Origin of the sequence: Caballeronia sp. LZ033 (assembly GCF_031451265.1) — a bacterium.
Lineage (GTDB): Bacteria > Pseudomonadota > Gammaproteobacteria > Burkholderiales > Burkholderiaceae > Caballeronia.
Genome location: NZ_JARUXQ010000003.1, coordinates 227,356 through 249,815 on the forward strand (window position 1 = coordinate 227,356; position 22,460 = coordinate 249,815).

Consider the following 22,460-nt stretch of genomic DNA (forward strand, 5'->3'; position numbering starts at 1 on the left):
CAGTGCGTCACGCGGGACGCCTAACCCAGAACCCTTCATGTCGAGCCAAGCCAAACCCGATCCCGCCGAAGTCCCGCTGATTCCCGATCAGCGGCGCGAGGCCATGCTGCGTCAGCTACGCCGGGACAAGGTGCTCTCCGTGCATCAGTTGATGGAATCGTTCAACTGTTCGCACATGACGGTGCGGCGCGACATCGCCGCGCTGGAGGAAGCCGGCTTCGTCTACACGGTGCCGGGCGGCGTGCGCATTGCGAGTCACCTGAACACCGAGCCGAGCCATCAGTCGAAGGCGGTCGTCGAGCAGCCGCAGAAGCAGGCCATCGCGCGCCGCGCCTGTGAAGGTCTGCGCCCCGGCATGTCCATCTATCTCGATGCCGGCACCACCATGCTGTCGTTCGTGCCGCATATCGCCGAACTCTCGAACATGACGGTCGTCACCAACGACTTCGAGATCGTGCGCGAACTCGCGAGCGCGCAGCATGTGAACGTCATCCACATCGGCGGCCAGCTCGATCACAAGAACCTGTCGAGCGTCGGCACGCTGGCGGCGGCCACGTTGCGTCAGGTCGTGCTCGACGTGGCCTTCATCTCGGCAAGTTCATGGGATCTGCGCCGCGGCGTGACCACGCCCTCGGCGCCGAAAGTGGAAGTGAAACTCGCGGCCATGGACGCCGCATCGCGCACCGTGCTGACGGTCGCGAGTTCCAAGTACGGCACGGTCGGGCTGTACAAGGTCGCGAGCCTGGAGCGCTTCGACCAGGTGATCACCGACGACGGCCTCGCCCCCGCCGCGGCGACCGGCATCCGGCAATCGGGCATCGATCTCGCGCTGGCTTCGGTGGCGTGACACGCTGCGTTCGTCGGATTCTCTGCTTCAATGCGGCCTGGCGCGCTCCGCACGCCTGAATAACCCCACTACAATGAGCGCCGCACCCGGCGCGTCAATTCTCATTCGAATGGCCTGAGGAATCGGGCGGACCCGCCGCGCATGGCGACAGCGTTCGCCCCCTTCCTGGAGCGTCCATGTTCGGTAACTTGCGTATCGAAAGAGGCCCTGACTGGCAGGTCCACGTCTCCACGGACAGCTGGATGGTCGCGACACTGCTGGTCGTCGCGCTGCTGCTGGGCATCCTGCTCGCAAGCACCGTCTGCTATTACCTGACGCGCTGGATCATGCTGATGATCGTCAGCCGGCTCGCGCGCAAGGAAGGGCGCAAGTGGCTGGTCGCCGCGGAGCGTCATCGCGTGTTTCACCGGCTCGCGCCGCTCGTGCCCGCGGCGATCGTGTTCTGGGCGGCGCCGCTGCTCACCGGGCTGACCTTTCCGATCATCCCGGCGCTCGGGCAGCCGCTCGCCATCCTCGCTGCATGCTTCATGGTCGTGACGCTGGTGCGCGCCGCGCTCGCGCTGCGCGACAGCATCGAGGAACGCTACAGCCACTTTCCGTCCGCGAGCGAGCGGCCCATCAAGAGCTTTCTGCAGATCGCCACCATCGTGGTCTATCTGGTCGCGCTGATCGCGATCGTCTCGATCGTGCTGGAACGCTCGCCGGTCTATCTGCTGACGGGCCTCAGCGCGATCACCGCGCTGCTCATCATCATCTTCCGCGATTCGCTGCTGGGCTTCGTCGCCAGCATCCAGCTCGCGGCGTACGACATGCTGCGCGTGGGCGACTGGATCGAGGTGCCGGGTTTCGTCGCCGACGGCACGGTGATCGATATCGCGTTGAACACCATCAAGGTCCGCAACTTCGACAACACCATCGTGATGTTGCCCAGCCAGGTGCTGCTGGCGAACAGCGTCAAGAACTGGCGCGGGATGACGGAAGCAGGCGCGCGCCGGTTGCGGCATGCCATCCATTTCGATGTCGATACGATTCGCTATCCCGACGATCGCTTGCTCGCGCAATTGCATGAGGCGTTCGACCTTCCGCTCGCCGTGCCCGACGACGAACGCCGCACCAATCTCGGGCTGTACCGCCGCTATCTCGGCGCGTGGTTCAGGGCGCATCCGGCGGTGCGGCGCGACATGCCGGTGGTGATACGCCAGGTGCAATCGGCGGCGCCCGTGCTGGCGCTGGAAATCTGCGTGTATCTCGCGGAAATCCGCTGGGAGCGCTACGAAGCGCTTCAGTCCGACATGCTCGATCACGCCTATGGCGTCGTCCCAATGTTCAGCCTGCGCTGCTGGCAACCGGACCGCGGCACAGCCGTAATGCAATGAGCTAATGCCCGCTTATCAGGTCGACAGGCATGAATGCGGCAGTGCGGCATTCCGGATTCAATGATATCGATTTAACTTTTTCGATTAAAAGATTGAATCGAGTTCGATTAACTGGGAATACGGACTGCTTCCACAACATAAATTGCCGATTGCGTGCATTATCGCGGGTTATTTTTTCTGCCTGTTGTCTTTTGCTCAATCCTTTTGCGCCTGAAGAAAACGGGGATGCAAAAAGAATGAAACCCGATAATTGAAAGCGAATTGCGTCGGGCGATTTCGTTTATCGAAACAATAATAAGGTTTGATTGATATGAACATTGCTTTCAGGAGAATAATTTTTCTGCCGAAGGCGTGCGTTGAGAGACAACTGAGCTTGGAGGCGAAAGAGAGGGTGGCCTATGCTTGCGCTTAGCCGTTAAAGAGAAGCTCGACGAAGGATGAGTCCTGGCTTTTTTTGAAGCGGGTGTGAGACAGGAGCGCCGTAAGCCTGAGGAACAGCGCAAACGTTTCCATAACCCGTGCTAAAAGGACCACTTTGTCGGCTCAAAACCTGAGAGAACTGCGTGCGCCTGAAAACCGCTCCCGCCACACCGGGAGCGGTCGACAATGCACGCAAGCCGGAGCTGACGATGGCCGTCGAATACAGCTTTGCAAGAAAAAATGATTTGGTCGCATCTTCGCGCTTCGGTTGGTTTAACTCCTTTCCCCTATTCATCGCTTTCTCCCTGGCGATAATCGCCAGCCTGGCGAGCACTGACGCGCAAGCGCTCTGTCTCGGCACGACTTCGGTGTCGTGCACAGGCGCGAATGGCGCCTTTGTCGGCACGACGCCGCAGCAGACGGTGACCGTCCAGTCCGGCGCGACGCTCACTCCAGGACTCGGCACGGCGCTCAGCATGTCCGGCGCCAATCCGACGCTCGTCAACAACGGCACCATCGATCCTTCGCTGCTCGGCGTCCTGAGCGTGCTGGCGACGGGCGCGGTGGTGGGCAACGCGTCGGCGAACAACGTGAGCGTCACCAATGCCGGCACGATCAGGGGCACGACGGGCCTGCTCGGCGTCAATCTCGCCGACCTGACCGGCCTCGCGCTGGTCGCGCAGAACGGCACGGGCGGCACCACGACGATCAACAACAGCGGCACGCTGGGCACGACGGCGCTGCTTGGCGTCACCCTGATTCCCAACGACGCAGCCACGGTGGCGTCCTACGGCGGCGCGCGCACGGACTTCACCAACACCGGCACGATCAACGGACGGGTCGCGTTTCAGGCGCCGACCTCGGGAGCGGGCAACACCTTCACCAATGGCGGCACGATCAACGGCAGCGTGTCGATGGGTGCGGGAACCACGAACACGTTCACGGCGCAGACGGGCTCGTCGGTGAGCACCGCGCCCGGCGCGAGCCTGAACGTGCTGGGTGTCGCGGGGCTTTCGCTGGGCTTTGCGGTGCCGGGCATCGTGGACGGCGGCGCGGGCGGCAACAACACGCTCTTGCTGACGCAGGCGGGGGGCGGTCCGACGACGGGCACCATCAATACGTCGAACTACATCAACTTCCAGCATCTCGGCTTGAACAGCGGCACCTGGACGCTCAACGGCGCCTCGACGGTGCTGGACACGACGCTCCTCGGCGGCTCGACGGCCATTTTCAATGATGGCGGCGCGTTCGGCACCGGCACGATCACGTCGACCGGCGGCACGATCCAGGCGGGAACCGCGGGCCTGACGGTCGGCAATGCGGTGACGCTCGGCACGGGCGGCCTCACGGTGCAGGGCACGAACGGCACGACGCTCTCGGGCGTCATGTCGGGCACAGGTGGCCTCACGAAGAACGGCACAGGCACGTTGACGCTTTCGGGCGCGGACACCTACACCGGCGGCACCAGCATCAACGCCGGCACGCTGGCGCTGGGCGCGGGCGGCAGCCTGGCGCCGGCCGGCGCCGTGACGCTCACCGGCGCGGGGGCGGGCTTCAATATCGCGGGGGCGAGCGGGCCGCAGACCATCGGCGGGCTGAACGGCGTGGCAGGTTCTCTTATCGGACTCGGGGCGAACACGCTGACGTTCGGCGATGCCAGCAACGGCGCCTTCGGCGGCACGATCAGCGGCACGGGCGGCATCGTCAAGAGTGGTACGGGCACCGAAACACTGACGGGCGCGAACACCTACACCGGCGGCACCACGATCAACGCCGGCAAGCTCGCGCTGGGCGCGGGCGGCAGCCTGGCGCCGACCGGCGCGGTGAATCTCGCGGGCGCGGGCACGTCGTTCGACTTGAGCGGCGCGTCGGGCGCGCAGACCATTGGCGCGCTGAGCGGTATCGGCGGAACGTCAGTGCTGCTGGGGGCGAATTCGCTGAGTCTCGGCGGCGCGACCAGCGCGGCGTTCGGCGGCGCGATCAGCGGCACGGGCGGCATCACCAAGACCGGCACCGGCACCGAAACGCTGACCGGCGCGAACACTTATACCGGCGGCACGACGATCAGCGGCGGCACGCTCGCGCTGGGCGCGGGAGGCAGCCTGGCCTCGACGGGCGCGGTGAATCTCAACGGCGCGGGCGCTGCGTTCAATATCGCGGGCGCGAGCGGCCCGCAGACCATCGGGGCGTTGAGCGGGATCAGCGGGACGTCGGTTGCGCTAGGCAACAACGGGCTCACCTTCGGCGATGCCGGCAACGCCACGTTCGGCGGCGCGATCAGTGGTGCGGGCGGCATCACCAAGGCGGGCACGGGCACCGAGACGCTGACCGGCGCGAACACCTTCACCGGCGGCACCACGATCAATTCCGGCACGCTGGCTCTGGGCGCGGGCGGCAGTCTGGCCTCGACCGGCGCGGTGACGCTCGCGGGCGCAGGCTCGGGCTTCAACATCGCCGGGGCGAGCGGGCCGCAGACCATCGGCGCGCTGAACGGCGTGGCGGGCTCGACGATCGGACTCGGCGCGAACACGCTGGGATTCGGCGATGCCGGCAACGGCACGTTCGCCGGCACGATCAACGGCACGGGCGGCATCGTCAAGAACGGTACGGGAACCGAAACACTCACTGCGGCCAACACCTACACCGGCGGCACGACGATCAACGCCGGAACGCTCGCGCTAGGAGCGGGCGGCAGCCTGGCATCGACGGGCGCGGTGAACCTGGGGGGCGCGGGTGCATCGTTCGATCTCAGCGGCGCGACCGGCGCGCAAACGATTGGCGCGCTGAGCGGAGTCGGGGGAACCTCGGTGGCATTGGGCGGGAACGGACTCACGTTCGGCAACGGCGCCAACGCGACCTTCGGCGGCTCGATCGGCGGAACGGGCGGGATCACCAAGGCGGGCACGGGCACCGAGACGTTGACGGGCGCGAATACCTACACCGGCGGGACGACGATCGGCGCCGGCACGCTGGCGCTGGGCGCGGGCGGTAGTCTGGCGTCGAACGGGGCGGTTACGCTCACGGGCCTGGGTTCGGGCTTCGACATCAGCGGCGCGAGCGGGCCGCAGTCGATTGGCGGTCTGAACGGCGTAGCCGGATCGACGATCGGTCTCGGCGCCAACACGCTGGCATTCGGCGACGGCAACAACGGCACGTTCGCTGGTGCGATCAATGGAACGGGCGGCATCGTCAAGAATGGCGCGGGGGTCGAAACGCTGAGCGGCGCGAACACCTACACCGGCGGCACGACGATCAATGCGGGCGGCATTGCGTTGAGCGCCACGGGCAGTCTCGCTCCGACGGGCGCGGTGAATCTCGCGGGAACGGGCGCATCGCTGGATCTCACCAATGCGAGCGGCGCGCAGACGATCGGGGCGTTGAGCGGGGTCGGCGGGACGTCAGTGCTGCTGGGCGCGAATCCCTTGACCTTCGGCGATGCCACCAACGCCACCTTCGGCGGCGCGATCAGCGGCGCGGGCGGTCTGATCAAGAACGGTACGGGCACGGAAACGCTGACGGGTGCGAACACCTACACCGGCGGCACGGCGATCAACGCCGGCACGCTCGCGCTGGGCGCGGGCGGCAGTCTGGCGTCGAATGGTGCGGTCACGCTCACGGGCTTGGGTTCGGGTCTCGATATCAGTGGCGCCAGCGGGCCGCAGTCGATCGGCGGTCTGAACGGCGTAGCCGGTTCGGTGATCGGTCTCGGCGCCAATACGCTTGCGTTCGGTGACGGCAACAACGGCACGTTCGCCGGCACGATCAACGGGACGGGTGGCATCGTCAAGAATGGTGGAGGCGTCGAAACGCTCACGGGCGCGAACACCTACACCGGCGGCACGACGATCAATGCAGGCGGCATCGCAGTCGGCGCGGGTGGCAGTCTGGCATCGACGGGTGCGGTCAATCTCGCGGGAGCAGGAACGTCGCTGGACCTGGCGAATGCAGGCGGCGCGCAGACAATTGGTGCATTGAGCGGTGTCGGCGGCAGTGCGGTGCTGCTGGGCGCGAATCCCTTGACCTTCGGCGATGCGACCAACGCAAACTTCGGCGGCGCGATAAGTGGCACAGCCGGCATCGTTAAAAACGGTACGGGTACCGAAACACTCACCGGCGCCAACACCTTCACCGGCGGCACGACGATCAACGCCGGCACGCTCGCGCTGGGCGCGGGCGGCAGTCTGGCGTCGACGGGCGCGGTCACGCTCACGGGCCCAGGCGCAGGCTTTGATATTGGCGGAGCGAGCGGACCGCAGACCATCGGCGCGTTGAACGGCGCAGCGGGCTCGGTGGTTGGTCTCGGAGCGAACACGCTCGCATTCGGCGATGCCGCCAACGGCACGTTCGCCGGCACGATCAATGGCACAGGCGGTCTCGTGAAGAACGGCACAGGGACCGAAACGCTCACGGGCGCGAACACCTATACCGGCGGTACGGGCATCAACGCGGGCACGCTGGCGCTCGGCGCAGGCGGCAGTCTGGCATCGAATGGAGCGGTCACGCTCTCGGGCGTCGGCGCGGGCCTCGATATCAGCGGAGCGAGCGGGCCGCAGAGCATTGGCGGTCTGAACGGCGTAGCCGGTTCGGTGATCGGTCTCGGCGCCAACACGCTGGCATTCGGCGACGGCAACAACGGCACGTTTGCCGGTGCGATCGGCGGCACGGGCGGCATCGTCAAGAACGGCGCGGGGGTCGAAACGCTGAGCGGCGCGAACACCTACACCGGCGGCACGACGATCAATGCGGGCGGCATCGCAGTCGGCGCGGGCGGAAGCCTCGCTTCGACAGGCGCGGTGAACCTCGCGGGAACGGGCGCATTGCTTGATCTCGCCAATGCAGGCAGTGCACAGACGATCGGCGCGTTGAGCGGTGTCGGCGGTACTTCAGTGCTGCTGGGCGCGAACCCGCTGACCTTCGGTGACGCAACCAACGCCTCGTTCGGCGGCGCCATCAGCGGCGCGGGCGGCCTTATCAAGAACGGTACGGGCACGGAGACGCTGACGGGTGCGAACACCTATACCGGCGGTACTGCGATCAACGCTGGCACGCTGGCGTTGGGCGCGGGCGGCAGTCTCGCGTCGAATGGTGCGGTCACGCTTACGGGCTTGGGTTCGGGTCTCGATATCAGTGGCGCCAGCGGGCCGCAGTCGATCGGCGGTCTGAACGGCGTCGCCGGATCGACGATCGGCCTTGGCAACAACACACTCGCATTCGGCGATGGCAACAACGGCACGTTCGCTGGTGCAATCAACGGCACGGGCGGCCTCGTCAAGAATGGTGGAGGCGTCGAAACGCTGACAGGCGCGAATACCTACACCGGCGGCACGACGATCAACGCGGGCGGCATCGCGTTGGGCGCCACGGGCAGTCTCGCTCCGACGGGCGCGATCGATCTCGCGGGAACGGGCGCATCGCTCGATCTGAGCAACGCAGGCGGTGCGCAGACAATCGGCGCGTTGAGCGGTGTCGGCGGGACGTCGGTGCTGCTGGGCGCAAATCCCTTGACCTTCGGCGATGCGACCAGCGCCACCTTCGGCGGCACGATCAGCGGCACGGCCGGCGTGATCAAGAACGGCACAGGCACCGAAACGCTGACCGGCGCCAACACCTTCACCGGCGGCACGACGATCAACGCCGGAACACTCGCGCTGGGCGCAGGCGGCAGTCTGGCCGCGACCGGCGCGCTGAATCTCGCCGCGAACACCGGCTTCGACATCAGCGGCGCCAGTGGACCGCAGACGGTCGGCGCGTTGAACGGCGCGGCGGGTTCGGCTATCGGCCTGGGCAACAACACACTCGCATTCGGCGACGTCGCCAACGGCACCTTCGCGGGCACGATCAACGGCGCGGGCGGCATCGTCAAGAACGGCGCGGGCACCGAAACGCTCACCGCCGCCAACACCTTCACCGGCGGCACGACCATCAACGCCGGAACGCTCGCACTGGGCGCGGGCGGCAGCCTGTCGCCGACCGGCATCGTCGATCTGGTGAACGCGGGCGCGGCGCTCGACGTGAGCGGCGCCACCACGGCGCCGGCAATCGGCTCGCTCGCGGGCGCGGCCGGCACCAACGTGACGCTCGGCGCCAACACGCTGCAACTCGGCGACGCGAACAACGCCACCTTCGGCGGCACGATCTCCGGCACCGGCGGCCTGGTCAAGACGGGCGCGGGCACCGAAACCCTCACCGGCGCCAACACCTTCACCGGCGGCGCGACGATCAATGCAGGCACGCTCGCGCTGGGCGCGGGCGGCAGCCTCACTCCGACAACCTCGGTGACGCTGACCGGCCCCGGCGCGGGCTTCGACATCGGCGGGGCGAGCGGACCGCAGACGATCGGCGCGCTGAACGGCGTGAGCGGCTCCGTCGTGGGCCTCGGCAACAACACGCTCACGTTCGGCACCGCCGCCGACGGCACCTTCGCCGGAGCAATCGACGGCGCGGGCGGCATCGTCAAGAACGGCGCGGGCACGCAGGCGCTGAGCGGCGCGAACACCTTCACCGGCGGCACGACGGTCAATGCCGGCACCATCGCGGTCGGCGCGGGCGGCAGCCTGGCATCGACCGGCGCGGTGAATCTCGCGAACGCCGGCACCGCGCTCGATGTGAGCGGCGCAGGCGCGCCGCAGACCATCGGCGCGCTGAGCGGCGTCGGCGGCACCTCGGTCGCACTCGGCGGCAATACGCTGACCTTCGGCGATGCCGGCGACGCCACCTTCAACGGCACGATCGGCGGGACGGGCGGCATCGTCAAGCAAGGCACGGGCACGGAAACGCTCACCGCGGCGCAGACCTTCACGGGCGGCGCCAACATCGGCGCAGGCAGGCTGGTGCTCGCGGGCGCGGGCGACCTCGCCGCGGGCAGCGCGGTCAATCTGTCGGGTACCGGCGCCGATCTCGACCTGAGCGCCGCGAACGGCCCGCGTACGATCGGCGCGCTGAGCGGCGTCGGCGGCACTGCGGTCACGCTCGGCAACACCGCGCTGACGCTCGGCGACGCCAACAGCACCACTTTCGGCGGCGCGATCAACGGCACCGGCGGCGTCACCAAGGACGGCAGCGGCACGCTCACGCTCACCGGCGGCAACACCTTCACCGGCGGCACCACCGTGAACGCGGGCACCATTGCGGTCGGCGCGGGCGGCAGCCTGGCATCGACCGGCGCGGTCAACCTCGCGAACGCCGGCACCGCGCTCGATGTCAGCGGCGCGGACACGCCGCAAACCATCGGCGCGCTGAGCGGCGTGGGCGGCACCTCGGTCGCGCTGGGCGGCAACACGCTGGCCTTCGGCGATGCGGGCAACACCACCTTTGGCGGCACGATCGGCGGGACGGGCGGCATCGTCAAGCAAGGCAGCGGCACGCAGACGCTCACGGGCGCGCAGACCTTCACCGGCAACACGACGATCAACGCCGGCACGCTCGCACTCGGCGCAGGCGGCTCGCTGGACAGCGCGAGCATCGTCGATATCGGCCAGCCCGGCGCAACGCTCGACGTAAGCGGCGCCAGCACGAATCCGACGCTCGGCGGGCTCTCGGGCGTCGCGGGCGGCAGCGTGCTGCTCGGCTCGCACAGCCTGAATCTCGCGGTCAACGGCAATTCGGTCTACGGCGGCACCATCAGCGGCATGGGCGGCATCGTGAAGACAGGCACGGGCTCGCAGACGCTCGACGGCGCCAATACCTTCACCGGCGGCACCTCGCTCGCGGACGGCACGCTCGTGCTCGGCAATACCGGCGCGCTCGGCTCCGGCGGCCTCAGCGTCGATGCCCCGTCGACGTTGGATACCTCCACGGCGCTCACCATCGGCAACGCGGTCACGCTGAACACGGGCGCGACCTTCGGCGGCAGCAACGATCTCACGCTGACGTCGCCGGTGACGGGCGGCGGCGGCATCACCAAGGACGGCGCCGCCAACCTGACCCTCGCCGGCAACAACAGCTACGGCGGCGGCACCACGCTCAACAGCGGCTCGATCACCGCGAACACCGGCACCGCGCTCGGCAGCGGCACCGTCACGCTCAACGGCGGCACGCTCAACACGGGCACCACGCAAGTAGCGATCTCGACCCTCAACGGCGTGTCCGGATCGGCGGTCAACGTGGGCACGGGTGGCATCGCGGTGGGCGGCGGCGACTACGGCGGCACCATCGGCGGCGCGGGCGGCGTGACCAAGACGAGTCCCGGCACGCTCACGCTCACCGGCGAGAACACCTACACGGGCGGCACGACCATCAACAGCGGCACGCTGCAAGTGGGCAACGGCGGCACCAGCGGCAGCATCACCGGTCCGATCAACAACAACGGTTCGCTGGTGTTCAACAGCTCGGGCAACGTGACCTATGGCGGCAGCATCAGCGGCAGCGGCACGGTGACGAAGGTCGGCGACGGCACGCTGTCGCTGACCGGCAACAACACGAGCACTGGCCCGGTGGCGGTGGGCGGCGGCACGCTCGACGTCGCCGGCGCGATGCCCGCCGCACCCGTGACGGTCGGTTCGGGCGGCACGGTGTCGGGCAGCGGCACGGTTGGCAGCGTCGTGGTCCACGACGGCGGCACGGCTGCCGCGACGACGCCCGGACAGGCGCTCAACGTCGCCGGCAACGTCACCTTCGAACCCGGCTCGAACTACAACGTCGGCGCGAATCCGCAGCAGCAGAGCGGCAAGATCCTGGCGGGCGGCACGACGACGATCCAGGGCGGCACCGTCAACGTGCAGGCCGGCGGCGGCAAGTGGGGGCTCGACAACAACTACACCATCCTCACCTCGCAGGGCGGCGTGAACGGGACCTTCACCAACGCGACGTCGAACCTGGTGTTCCTCACGCCGACGCTCGGCTACGACGCCAACAACGTGTATCTGTCGCTGGTGCCGAACGGCGTGCTGTTCCCGTCGATCGCGGCGACGCCGAACCAGCGCGCGGCGGCCACGGCCATCGCCCAGCTCGGCGTCGGCAATCCGGTGTTCGACGCCATCTTCCTGTCCGATGCGCCGAGCGCCCGCTGGGGCTTCGCGACGCTCGCGGGCGAGATCTACGCAAGCACGCGCAGCATGCTGGTCGACGACAGCCGCCTCTTGCGCGACGCCGTCACCGACCGTCTGCGCCGCGGCCTCTCGCCGGAGGACGGACCGCTGGCGGCGCTGTCGTCATCGCAAGGCGCGATGTGCGACGACACCTCGACGAACGCGGCCGGCACGACGCATCGCGGCTCCAGCGCGGCCTGCGCCGAGCGCGCGCCGTGGCGGCCGACGGTCTGGGCGCAGGGCTATGGCGCGCATGACCGGCTGAACGGCCCGAGCGGCTTATCCGATGTGACGCAGACCACCAGCGGCTTCTTCGCCGGCGTCGATACGGCGGTGGACGATCACTGGCGCGTGGGCGCGGCGGCGGGCTTCGGTCACGGCTCGATCAGCGACGACCTCAACGCCAGCGCTTCGGTGGACAGCTATCACCTTGCGCTGTACGGCGGTGCGCAGTACGGCCCGCTGGGCGTGCGCATGGGTGGCGGCTACTCGTGGAATCATGCGGACACGGATCGCACGATCGGCTTCTCGGGCTTCAACGCGAAGGAAAGCTCGGGTCAGACGACCAAGATCGGACAGGTCTTCGGCGAGGTGGGTTATGGCATCGCGGCGGGACCGGTCGCGGTGGAACCGTTCGCCGCGCTCGCTTACGTGAACGTGTCTTCGGACGGCTTCGAAGAGAGCGGGCCGGCCGCGCTCAAGGGCGACTCCGACAATCAGGGCATCACCTATTCGACGCTCGGCGCACGGGCCGCATGGCGCTTCTATCCCGGCGCACGCGGCATGCTGACTGCCCGCGCGATGGCCGGCTGGCGGCATGCGATGGGCGATACCACGCCGGTCTCGCGTGTGGCGTTCGTCGCGGGCGGCAGCGCGTTCGACGTGACTGGCGTGCCGATCGCGCGGGATGCCGCTGTGGTGGAACTGGGCGTGGATGCCGCGATCACGAAGAACCTGAGCTTCGGCGTGCAGTACTCCGGCCAGTATGGCGGCGGTGCGCAGGATCACACGCTGACGGGGAATTTGCAGTGGAAGTTCTGATGGGCGGCGCGCCCTGGGTCTTGCGAGGGCGCGCCGTGTCGAGCCTGGCTTTTCTTCGGGAAGCCCAGCTGGCAGGCGCGCTTACCCTACAGCGCCACTTCCGGCGGCGCCTGACGGAAGAACTTCGTGATCCAGCACAGGTAAGCGATCCCCACCACGAACCAGACTGCGCCGAGCACGAGCGCCCGCGTTTCCAGGCTCGCGAGCAGCCAGATATCGGCGATGGCGCCAATGGCCGGAAACACCAGTCCGCCCAGCATGCCGATACGGCGTTCGCCATGATTCCCTGACAGCCAGATGCGGATCACGCAGAGATTGACGGCCGTGAACGCGAGGAACGCGCCGAAGTTGATGAACGACGTCGATGTCGCGACATCCATCTTCAACGCGATCAAGCCGACCACGCCCGCAATCGCGATGTTGAACGCCGGCGTCTTGAAGCGCGGATGCACGAAGCCGAAGATGCGTCGTGGCAGGATCTCGTCGCGTCCCATCGCATACAGCAGGCGGCCGACGCTCGCTTGCGCCGAAATGCCCGAAGCGAACTGCGCGAGAATCAGCCCTGCGAGGAACACGCTCACGAAGAGATCGCCGCCGATCATCTTCGCGACCTCGAACGCCGCCGAATCCGTATCCTTGAATTCGACGCCGGGGTGCGCGAGCTGCATCGTCCAGGCGGCAATCACGAAGATGGCGCCGCCGATCAACGCAATCAGCACGATGGCGCGCGGCATGTTCTTCTTCGGTTCGATGGTTTCCTCCGTGAGCGTGGACACCGCGTCGAAGCCGAGATACGAATAGGCGGCAATCGCGGCGCCCGCCATCGTCACGCCGAGCGGCACATGCGGCTTGAAGAACGGCTCGGCCATCGCGATGCCGCCCGGCCCGGCAACCGCTGCGGCGTAATGCCAGCAGAGCGCGACGAACAGCGCGACGATCACGAGCTGCACGATCATCAGCACGATGTTGAAGCGCGCCGCCAGTTCGATGCCGACGATGTTCAGTCCGCTCGTCAGCATGATGAACGCGACGATCCACACCCACGACGGCACATGCGGGAACGCGGCGTTGAGATAGGCCGCGCCGATCAGCCAGATCACCATCGGCAGGAAGAAATAGTCGAGCAGCGTCGCCCAGCCGATCATGAAGCCGAGATGCGCGTTGAAGGTCTTGCGCGTGTAGGTGTAGGCCGAGCCCGCCACCGGAAAGAGCCGTGCGAGCTTGCCATAGCTCAGGGCCGTGAAGACGATCGCGATGAGTGCGAGCAGATAGGCGAGGGCGGCCGTGTCGCCGCTGGCTTTGGCGAGCACGCCATAGGTGCCGTACACGATCAGCGGCGCCATGTAGGCCAGGCCGAACAGCAGCACCGACGGCAAGCCGAGCGTGCGTTTCAGATGCGTGGGTCCGGAAGATGAAGTCTGCATGGTGTCTCCTGGCCGCGGCGGCGGCCGGTGGTGTTGTGATTCTGTGATTCGACCAGCGTGTCGTGCGGTCAGCCTGCTTTGCGGGCGCGCGCGTCGATCAACAGCGAACGGGTGCCGTCGGCTTCCTGGACGGCTGTCAGACCAAGCGCAACGCGCGCGTCATGGTGGTAGTTGTAGTGCTCGCGGCTGGCTTCGAGTCGCTTCAGGTCGATGTCCGCCTTCGTCACGGTCTCCGCGCCGCCCAGTTCGACGACGGTTTCGCCAAAAGGATCGATGAGCGCGGACAAGCCGGGGAACGTCAACGCTTCATCGCCCGAGCCGCAGCGATTGACCATGAGCGCGAACATCTGGTTTTCCATCGCGCGCGCGGCGATGGCGCGGCGATGCACCGGACCGAACGGATCCATGTTGCCGTTCGTCACGAGCAACAGGTCCGCATCCAGCGCGCCAATCGCACGCGCGGTCTCGGGAAACTCGATGTCGTAGCAGATCAGCAGGCCCACTGTGAGGCCGTTCCACATGCAGGTGGAGAAGCGGTCGCCCGGCGTGTAGATGCCAATGTCCGACGCCCACAAATGCGTCTTGCGATAACGCAGTGCAATCTCGCCGCGTTCGTCGATGAGCACTGTCGTGTTGTGCAAACGCGCGCCTTCGCGCTCGGTGAATCCCACCGCTGCGGCCACGCGGCGTTGACGTGCGGCGTCGCGCACCGCGGTCAACGCGGGGCCGTCGAGCGCCTGCGCCAGTTGCGCCACGTTCTCGCGCACCGGAAAGCCCGACAGCGTGGTCTCGGGAAACACGATCAGCTTCGTGCCGCCGGAGGTGTCGGCGTTCGAGATCGTCTGCACGACCTTGCGCGTGTTGTGCGCGAGATCGCCGTCGATCAGTTGCAGTTGCGCCAGCTCCACTTGCATTGCCCGTCTCCTTCCATATCCCTTTCAGACGCGCTGAACACGCCGGATGCGTCGCGCCATGTGATGATTCGCGCCTGGACTGCCGGCGTCTCGGCCGATTATCAAGGTAATATTTTTGGCGAGAAATTACCCATCCGGGGTACCCCACAGGAGCACTGCATGGAGTTGGAATGGCGGGATCTCGCCTTTCACCGGGAGATCGGCTCGGCCATCGAGGCCCTCGACGGCCCGCAATTCTGGGCGCGTCTCACACGCGTGCTGGAACGGCACGTGGCCTTCGACAGCTGGGTCGCATTGCGCTTCCTGCGCGATGACTCGCCGCACGTGCTGGCCGAGCAGGCCTTGCCCGACGGCAAGATCGACGTATTGTTCCAGCACTATCTGTCGGCAATGTATCAGCTCGATCCGTTCTATCTCGCCGCCTTCGAGATGCGTCAGTCGGGCTTCTACACGCTCGCCGACGTCGCGCCCGACAACTTCCGCATGACCGAGTATTACCAGCGCTACTTCAAGCGCAATATCGTCGGCGATGAAGTGCATTTCAACGTGTACATCGGGCAGAACGAGACGATGGGTCTGTCGCTGGGCAAGACGAGCCGGTATGACGATCGCGAGACCGCGCTGCTCACGCTCTATGCGCCGTGGGTGTTGGCGCTGATGCAGCAGCGCGTGCGCTTCGAGCGAGAAGCGGCGCACGAGGCGCATGCGCCCGTGGAAGGCGATGACCAGCACATGGCCGCGCGCTTCGGCACGCTGGGCAGCCGGAGTGGGCGAAGCGTGCTGACGGCGCGCGAGACTGAAGTGGCGATGCTGATCCTGCGCGGCTTTTCCTCACGCGCGATCTCCGAGAAACTGGCGATCTCGTTTGAAACCGTGCGGGCGCACAAGAAGCATATCTACGCGAAGCTCGGCGTGAATTCACAGTCCGAGCTCTTTGCGATGTTCTACGAGTCCGACATGGATGCGAAGTGAGTCTCGATGAATAACCCCTTGCACACGACACCCGTCGCGCAGGCGCAGTTGCGCCTGCAACAGGCGCGCCGCCTGCTCGCGATTGCCCAGACGGGACTTCACTATGCCACCGGCGATTTCGACCGCGAGCGCTATGAGGAAATCGCGCAGATCGCGCATGCGCAACTCGCGGAGCTGGCGTCGATGGACACGCAGCACGTCGCGCAACTCTTCGCCTTCGAGTCCGGTTATGCCAATCCGAAGCTCGACGTGCGCTGTGCCGTATTCGATGACGAAGGGCGCATTCTGTTGGTGCGCGAGCTTGCGGATGGCAGGTGGTCGCTGCCGGGCGGATGGGCTGATATCGGTGTATCGCCGGCTGCGAACGCGGCCAAGGAAGCGCGCGAGGAGAGCGGCTTCACCGTCGATATCGTGCGCCTGCTTGCCGTGTGGGACATGAATGCGCATGCGCACCCGCCGTCCGTGTTCCATATCTGGAAGCTGGTGTTTCTCGGGCGGATTGCGCAGGCCGGCGACATCATCGGCAGCGAGACGAACGAGACCGGGTTCTTCCCGCTCGATGCCCTGCCGCCGCTCTCGCTGGGTCGCATCCTGCCCGAACAGATCAGGCGGCTCGATGCATTGCGCCGCAGCGATCAGGTGGACTTCGACTGAAGCGCCCGCGCGCCCGGACCCACTCTGTGGATGTTGGCGGCGTACACCCAGTCGCGCGCGTGGTGCGCGATGAAATCCATGAATGCGGGCGGGCCGCTGCAATAGATCTGCGTGTTGGCGCGTGCGGGACTGAGCGCATGCGTACACGCTTGTTCGAAGAGCGCATGAGGCAGATCCACATGACGATGCACCTTGCCGTGATGACGCAGGGCGTCGATCTCGTCGTGCTGCGCGCTGCGGTCCGCGGACTGCAGGAAATGATGCAGCTCGAAGCGTTGTCCGGCCACGGCGAGCCGCCGTGCAATGCCCGCTATCGTCCGGGTGCTCGTGCCGCCCGCAAACAGGATGGAGCGCGTGTGCTGCTCCGGAATTGCGGAAGTGCCTGCCGGACCGGCGATGACGGGACTGAGGTTGTCGCGCATGTCTTCTCCATGAATCGTTCGTTGGTGTGCCACGAATCGAGGCGGCATCGACGGCAATGCGCCTTCTGACCGAGAGTAGGTGCAGGCCGCGACGGCAACAAGGCGCTCGGCCGAATGTCTGTCATATAGGCATGCTGATAAGCGGTCCCCGCGTTTCATCTGACCGAAGAGGTCCAGTGCGGCGTCCGGTCAAGCGCGAAAAACCGTGCGTTTTCGCTTCATCGGTCCGTGAAGTCTGCCTACACTACGTGCTTAGGCTCACGTCCAGGGGAAGCGATCATGTCTCTTCAGACACATGGCTATGACGTCCTGCACAATCCGCGCTTGAATCACGGGACGGCGTTCACGCTCGAAGAACGCAAGGCCTGGCGCATCGAAGGGCTGTTGCCGCCCGGAGTCAGCTCGCTCGAATTGCAGATTGCGCGCACGCATGCCGAGCTGCCGCAACTCGATAGCGACCTGCAGCGCTACCTGTTTCTCTCCGACATGCAGGCCCGCAACGAAACACTCTTCTATGCGTTGCTGATGTCCGATCCGGCCAGCTACATGCCGATCGTCTACACGCCGACAGTCGGCGAAGCATGCCAGAAGTTCGATCAGATCTTCAGGGCCACGCGCGGCCTCTACCTTCCGATCCATGCGCGCGGCCGCGTGAGGGGGTTGCTCGGCAACTGGCCGGAAACGGACGTTCGGTTCATCGTCGTGACGGATGGCGAGCGCATCCTGGGGCTCGGCGATCTGGGTGTCGGCGGCATGGGCATTCCGATCGGCAAGCTGGCGCTGTACACCGCCTGCGCAGGCGTGCCGCCGATGCATTGCCTGCCCGTCATGCTGGATGTCGGCACGAACAACCAGACATTGCTCGAAGACCCGCTTTATCTCGGCCTGCGGCAGGAACGCGTACGTGGCGCCGACTACGATGCGTTTCTTGACGAATTTGTGAACGCGGTCCAGGACGCGTATCCGAAGTGCTGCATCCAGTGGGAGGACTTCGCGAACTTCAACGCCGTGCCGTTGCTGGCGCGCTACAAGGACCGGGTCTGCACCTATAACGACGACATCCAGGGCACCGCGGCCGTCGCGCTGGCCGGCATCTATGGCGCACTGCGCATCTCCGGACAGAAGCTGACCGAACAGCGCTTCCTGTTCCTCGGCGGCGGATCGGCGGCGACAGGTATTGCCGAACTCGTCAGCGAAGCCATGGCGCTCGAAGGCCTGGACATCGACGCGGCCCGCGCGCGCAACAGCCTCTTCGACATCAACGGACTGATGGTCCGCTCGCGCACGGATCTCGCGGCGTTCCAGCAGCCCTTCGCGATCGATCACGAACCGCTCGACAGCTTCGTCGACGCAGTGCGCGCGCTCAAACCTACCGGCATCATCGGCGTGAGCACGGTGCCCAAACTGTTCAACCAGCCGGTTATCGAAGCAATGAGCGAGATCAACGAACGCCCGATCATCTTCCCCTATTCGAATCCGACTTCGCGTTCCGAGTGCACTGCCGAGGAAGCGTACCGCTGGTCGAAAGGGCAGGCGATTTTCGCGAGCGGCAGCCCGTTCGGACCGGTCGAGATCGAAGGACGGCAGTTCGTGCCGGGACAGGGCAACAACGTGTACATCTTTCCCGCGATGGGCATGGCGGTCTTCGCCACCGAAGCGACGCGCGTGACCGAAGACATGTTCATCGTCGCGGCGAAGGCGGTCGCCGAGCAGGTCAGCGATGAAAGTCTCGGCAAGGGCTTGATCTACCCGCCGCAGAGCGGAATCTTCGAGGCGTCGATGCACGTGGCCGCCAAGGTGGCGGAATACATCTTCGAGCAGGGACTCGCGCGTGTGAAGCGGCCGGACGATCTGCTGGCCCACATGAAAGCGGTTGCCTATGTGCCGGCGTATCGGCCGCTGTTGTAGGGATTCACCGCGCCGCAAACGCAACGAGCGACCGCCAGGGTCGCTCGTTGCGTTTCGAACTACGCGGGATCTGCGGATCCCGCGTCATGCATTACATCGGGTGGGATGCAACGAAGTTCTTGTAGGCCGTGTAAGCCGGCTTTTGCGTCTTGCCGTCGCCGCGCAGCAGGCCGAAGTTGCCTTCGCTGTCGTCATACAGTTCGAACTGCTGGATCGACTGGATGTTGTACTTCGACGCCACGCTCTGGAACTGCGCCATCATCGTGTTGCCCGACATGTAGTTCGCGATCTGCTGATCCGAGCCGTAGTTCGGACGGACGCCGAACTCGTTGATCCAGATGGGACGGCCAAGCGACTTGAGCACGGCCAGCATGTCGTAGCAACCCGAACCGCCGCATGCGTGCGTCATGTCGCCCTGATCCGAGTACCAGTGCCACGCGGTGATGTCCCAGCTGACGGTCGGGTGACCGTGCGTGCCGTCCGGCTGCGAACCGTCGAGCAGCATCTGGAAGAACGAGTAGTGCAGCCAGGTGCCGTTGATGATGATCTTCGCCGAGCTGTTCACCGACTTCACACCTGCGATCAGGCCGCGATACACGCCACGCGCGACGACGAACGGCTGGTTCTTGTAGTGCTTCCAGTTGGTGCCGTCGACATTGCCGTTGAGCGCCTGCGCTTCGAGTTCGTTGGCGACTTCGTAGTATTGCCAGTTGTAGGTCTGCGCGACCTGGCGGCCCAGCGTATAGCCCGCGTTGTAGGCGTCCTGCTCGTTGTTGTAGTTGGCGCCGAGCATCAGCACCGGATAGACCGTCACGCCGCCGGCGGCCATCGTCTGCGTCATCTTCGCGACGACTGCGGCCGATGCCACGTTGTACACGTCGTTACGATAGATCTTCGCGCCGAGGTCCTTCAGCTGTGCAAGCTGGGTTGCGACCGGCGTGCCGTCGTAGGCGCCGCCGTTGGTGTTGCGGCCATTCACGCCGTAGAAGATGGACGAGCTGGTCGCAGCCTTTGCGGTGGATTCAGGCAGGTCGCTGGCCTTGGCGGTGGCGGCTGCGTCGAGGGCGGAATCACCGCCGCCGCCGCATGCGGCGAGCAGAACGCTGGTGAGGACGGCGGTCGCGACGGCCGTGATCTTGCGTGCGGAGAAAACGTTGAAGCGGCGAACGGAGGTTTGGTTACGAGTCGTCATTGCGATCAGCAGGGCTAATGGGTGAGCGCAACGATCGTGAATTCATACACGCTTGATGGACCTGTCTGTGCGCAATTCGAAACTGCTTTGAATCGCATCCATCCGTTCTCATCGTTGAGATGACATTGATTAGTCATCCGGAAGATAAGCGCACCAGTCCTGTCAGCCGCGCTCATTGCGCTGGCGGACGGTGGGGTGCGACACGGATTTTTTACCGACAAGATCCAGTGCGTGACACGACTAGCGCTCTGGATGGCAGAGTCGAGCAAATGAAAGGGTCATTCGCCCGGTTAAGCCTCGTGAAATAACATCAGATCATTTTCAAGGCTACGTCGACGGAACTGGTACAACGTTTGCGCGTGTCCGGTAAAAAAAGCCGATTTCTCGGAGGTTCTTTCCCGGTTCAGCAAGCATTGCCGAAAACCTGATCAACGGAACGAACTTTATCTTCTTATGAGATGAATGTAAACGCTTGTCTCAGTAAAAAAATCTTTTGTCGTACTTGGGATGCAGCAAGAATTGCAGTGACATGCAAAACGTTCACCGTAGAAACCCTGATCGCGAACGCGCGTGCGAAATGCAAGGACTATTGAATAAAATTTACCGGGTAGAAATTGCGACCAGCCTCTCTCGCTATCGGCGTCGTTGGTTATCGCATAACAGGTATTCGAGCATCCCCAACACGCCAGTACTAAGCTCGGAATTCGTCGTTTCGCAAACCGCGAATCGACTATGGCGGCGCCATCGAAACTGGCGTGCTCAGCATGATCTCCCTCCTGCTCGAAAGCTCCGGCATGGCCGAATTCATCTCGGCCGTGTGCCGGGTCGCGTTCGTCCGTCCGGGTGACATCAACGCTGAATCCGCTTGCCTCGCGGCGCAGACAATAACGAAGAAATGGCGGGAGACAGGAATGGTCGATAACAAGGATATCCGGCGCGTCGCATGGTCGAGCGCGATCGGCGCGACGCTCGAGTGGTACGACTTCTTCATATTCGGATCGGCGGCGGCGCTGATCTTCAACAAGCTGTTCTTCCCGGCCTTCGACCCCGTCGCGGGCACCATCGCTTCGCTGGCGACCTTTGCGGTCGGCTTCATTGCGCGTCCGCTGGGCGGTATCGTGTTCGGTCATTTCGGCGATCGCATCGGCCGCAAGGCGATGCTCGTCATGAGCCTCACGATGATGGGCGGCGTGACCTTCCTCATCGGCCTGTTGCCGACGTATGCGCAAGTCGGCGTTGCCGCGCCGATCCTGCTGACGGTGATGCGCTTCCTGCAAGGCTTCGCCGTCGGCGGCGAATGGGGCGGCGCCACGCTGATGGTGATCGAACATGCGCCGGCGAAGAAGCGGGGTGCGTTCGGCAGCTGGCCTCAGTGCGGCATTCCCGCCGCGTTGTTGTTGTCGACAGGCGTCATGGCCCTCACCACGGCGATGTTCTCGAGCGAGCAATTCGCCGCGTGGGGATGGCGCATTCCATTTCTCGTGAGCGGTGTGCTGGTGGTGTTCGGCATCGTGCTCCGCCGCAGCGTCTCCGAATCACCCAGCTTCAGGAAGCTGCAGAAGGCCAATGCGAAGGATCGTCTGCCCATCGCAACCGTGCTCCGCACCGAGAAGCGCAAGACGCTTTGCCTGCTGGCCGCGCAAGCAGCGGAGAACACGAGTTTCTACGCCATCGCGGTCTACTCGCTGGTGTATCTGACGCAGGATCTGCACGTGCCGCGACCGCTCGCCTTGCGCGCGCTGATGATCGGCGCGTTACTGCAAACCGTCACGCAACCGATCTTCGGCGCGCTCTCGGATCGCATCGGCCGCAAGCGGGTTTATATGGGCGGCATGATCTTCATCGGCCTGTTCATCTTTCCCTTCTATGCCATGCTTCATACGGCCAGCTATCCGATGATCGTCGCGGCCATTTCGATTGCGCTGATCGGACAGGGCAGCACGCAAGCCACGCAGCCCAGCCTGATGGGCGAACAGTTCCACGCGGCGATCCGCTATAGCGGCGTGTCGGTGGCGTATCAGTTCGCCACCGTCGTGTGGAGCGGTCCCACGCCGATTCTCGCCGCGTTGATGGTGGGCTGGGCGGGCAGCTACTGGCCGCTTGCGGCGTATATCGCGCTGGCTTCCGTCATCTCGGTGATCGGCATCACGCAACTGCGCGAGGCCGCCGGTCAGGAACTGGGCGCGGCGGAACCCGCGGCCGTCGAGGACGACGCCGTGCAACGCGAAGCCGCCGCTGCGTGAGCACAACCTTCATCAGGAGAC

The 22,460-nt window shown here is 65.4% G+C and carries 11 protein-coding genes; 7 read left to right on the top strand and 4 right to left on the bottom strand.

Annotated features, from left to right (window positions below; translation table 11 throughout):
- Positions 1-37: 37 nt before the first annotated feature.
- The 3 genes from QCE62_RS22385 (at position 38) to QCE62_RS22395 (ending at position 12,710) form a co-directional block, all read left to right on the top strand.
- Positions 38-847: a DeoR/GlpR family DNA-binding transcription regulator gene (locus QCE62_RS22385; protein ID WP_309923317.1), complete on the top strand. Its 810-nt coding sequence runs from the start codon at positions 38-40 to the stop codon at positions 845-847.
- Between the two features lie 176 nt (positions 848-1,023).
- Positions 1,024-2,223: a mechanosensitive ion channel domain-containing protein gene (locus QCE62_RS22390; protein WP_309923318.1), complete on the top strand. Its 1,200-nt coding sequence runs from the start codon at positions 1,024-1,026 to the stop codon at positions 2,221-2,223.
- 788 nt (positions 2,224-3,011) lie between these two features.
- Entirely contained in the window at positions 3,012-12,710 is a 9,699-nt protein-coding gene (locus QCE62_RS22395) for an autotransporter-associated beta strand repeat-containing protein (protein WP_309923319.1), read from the top strand.
- 86 nt (positions 12,711-12,796) lie between these two features.
- Here QCE62_RS22395 and QCE62_RS22400 read toward each other — a convergent pair whose 3' ends face one another.
- Together QCE62_RS22400 and QCE62_RS22405 are read right to left on the bottom strand one after the other, a co-directional pair.
- The gene (locus QCE62_RS22400; protein WP_309923321.1) at positions 12,797-14,134 is read right to left on the bottom strand and encodes an APC family permease; all 1,338 of its coding nucleotides are present in this window, start codon (positions 14,132-14,134) and stop codon (positions 12,797-12,799) included.
- Between the two features lie 68 nt (positions 14,135-14,202).
- The gene (locus QCE62_RS22405) at positions 14,203-15,048 is read right to left on the bottom strand and encodes a carbon-nitrogen hydrolase family protein (protein ID WP_309923323.1); all 846 of its coding nucleotides are present in this window, start codon (positions 15,046-15,048) and stop codon (positions 14,203-14,205) included.
- A gap of 159 nt (positions 15,049-15,207) precedes the next feature.
- Between QCE62_RS22405 and QCE62_RS22410 the strand changes: the two genes are divergently transcribed.
- Positions 15,208-16,020, top strand: a complete 813-nt coding sequence (locus QCE62_RS22410; protein WP_309923325.1) for a helix-turn-helix transcriptional regulator — start codon at positions 15,208-15,210, stop codon at positions 16,018-16,020.
- Between the two features lie 6 nt (positions 16,021-16,026).
- On the top strand, positions 16,027-16,674 hold the full coding sequence (locus QCE62_RS22415) for an NUDIX hydrolase (RefSeq protein ID WP_309923326.1): 648 nt from the start codon (positions 16,027-16,029) through the stop codon (positions 16,672-16,674).
- On the opposite strand, the gene QCE62_RS22420 is transcribed toward QCE62_RS22415, so the two are convergent.
- Entirely contained in the window at positions 16,656-17,096 is a 441-nt protein-coding gene (locus tag QCE62_RS22420) for a hypothetical protein (RefSeq protein ID WP_309923328.1), read from the bottom strand. The two genes, QCE62_RS22415 and QCE62_RS22420, sit on opposite strands and share 19 nt — an antisense overlap.
- 279 nt (positions 17,097-17,375) lie before the next feature.
- Between QCE62_RS22420 and QCE62_RS22425 the strand changes: the two genes are divergently transcribed.
- Positions 17,376-19,004, top strand: coding sequence for an NAD-dependent malic enzyme (locus QCE62_RS22425; RefSeq protein ID WP_309923330.1), 1,629 nt, complete (start codon positions 17,376-17,378; stop codon positions 19,002-19,004).
- Between the two features lie 91 nt (positions 19,005-19,095).
- Here QCE62_RS22425 and QCE62_RS22430 read toward each other — a convergent pair whose 3' ends face one another.
- Positions 19,096-20,196 carry a lipopolysaccharide biosynthesis protein gene (locus tag QCE62_RS22430; RefSeq protein WP_309923332.1) on the bottom strand — a complete coding sequence of 367 codons (1,101 nt, stop codon included), beginning with the start codon at positions 20,194-20,196 and terminating at the stop codon, positions 19,096-19,098.
- A 764-nt stretch (positions 20,197-20,960) separates the two neighbouring features.
- Here QCE62_RS22430 and QCE62_RS22435 point away from each other — a divergent pair.
- The gene (locus QCE62_RS22435; protein WP_309923334.1) at positions 20,961-22,439 is read left to right on the top strand and encodes an MFS transporter; all 1,479 of its coding nucleotides are present in this window, start codon (positions 20,961-20,963) and stop codon (positions 22,437-22,439) included.
- Positions 22,440-22,460 lie beyond the last annotated feature (21 nt).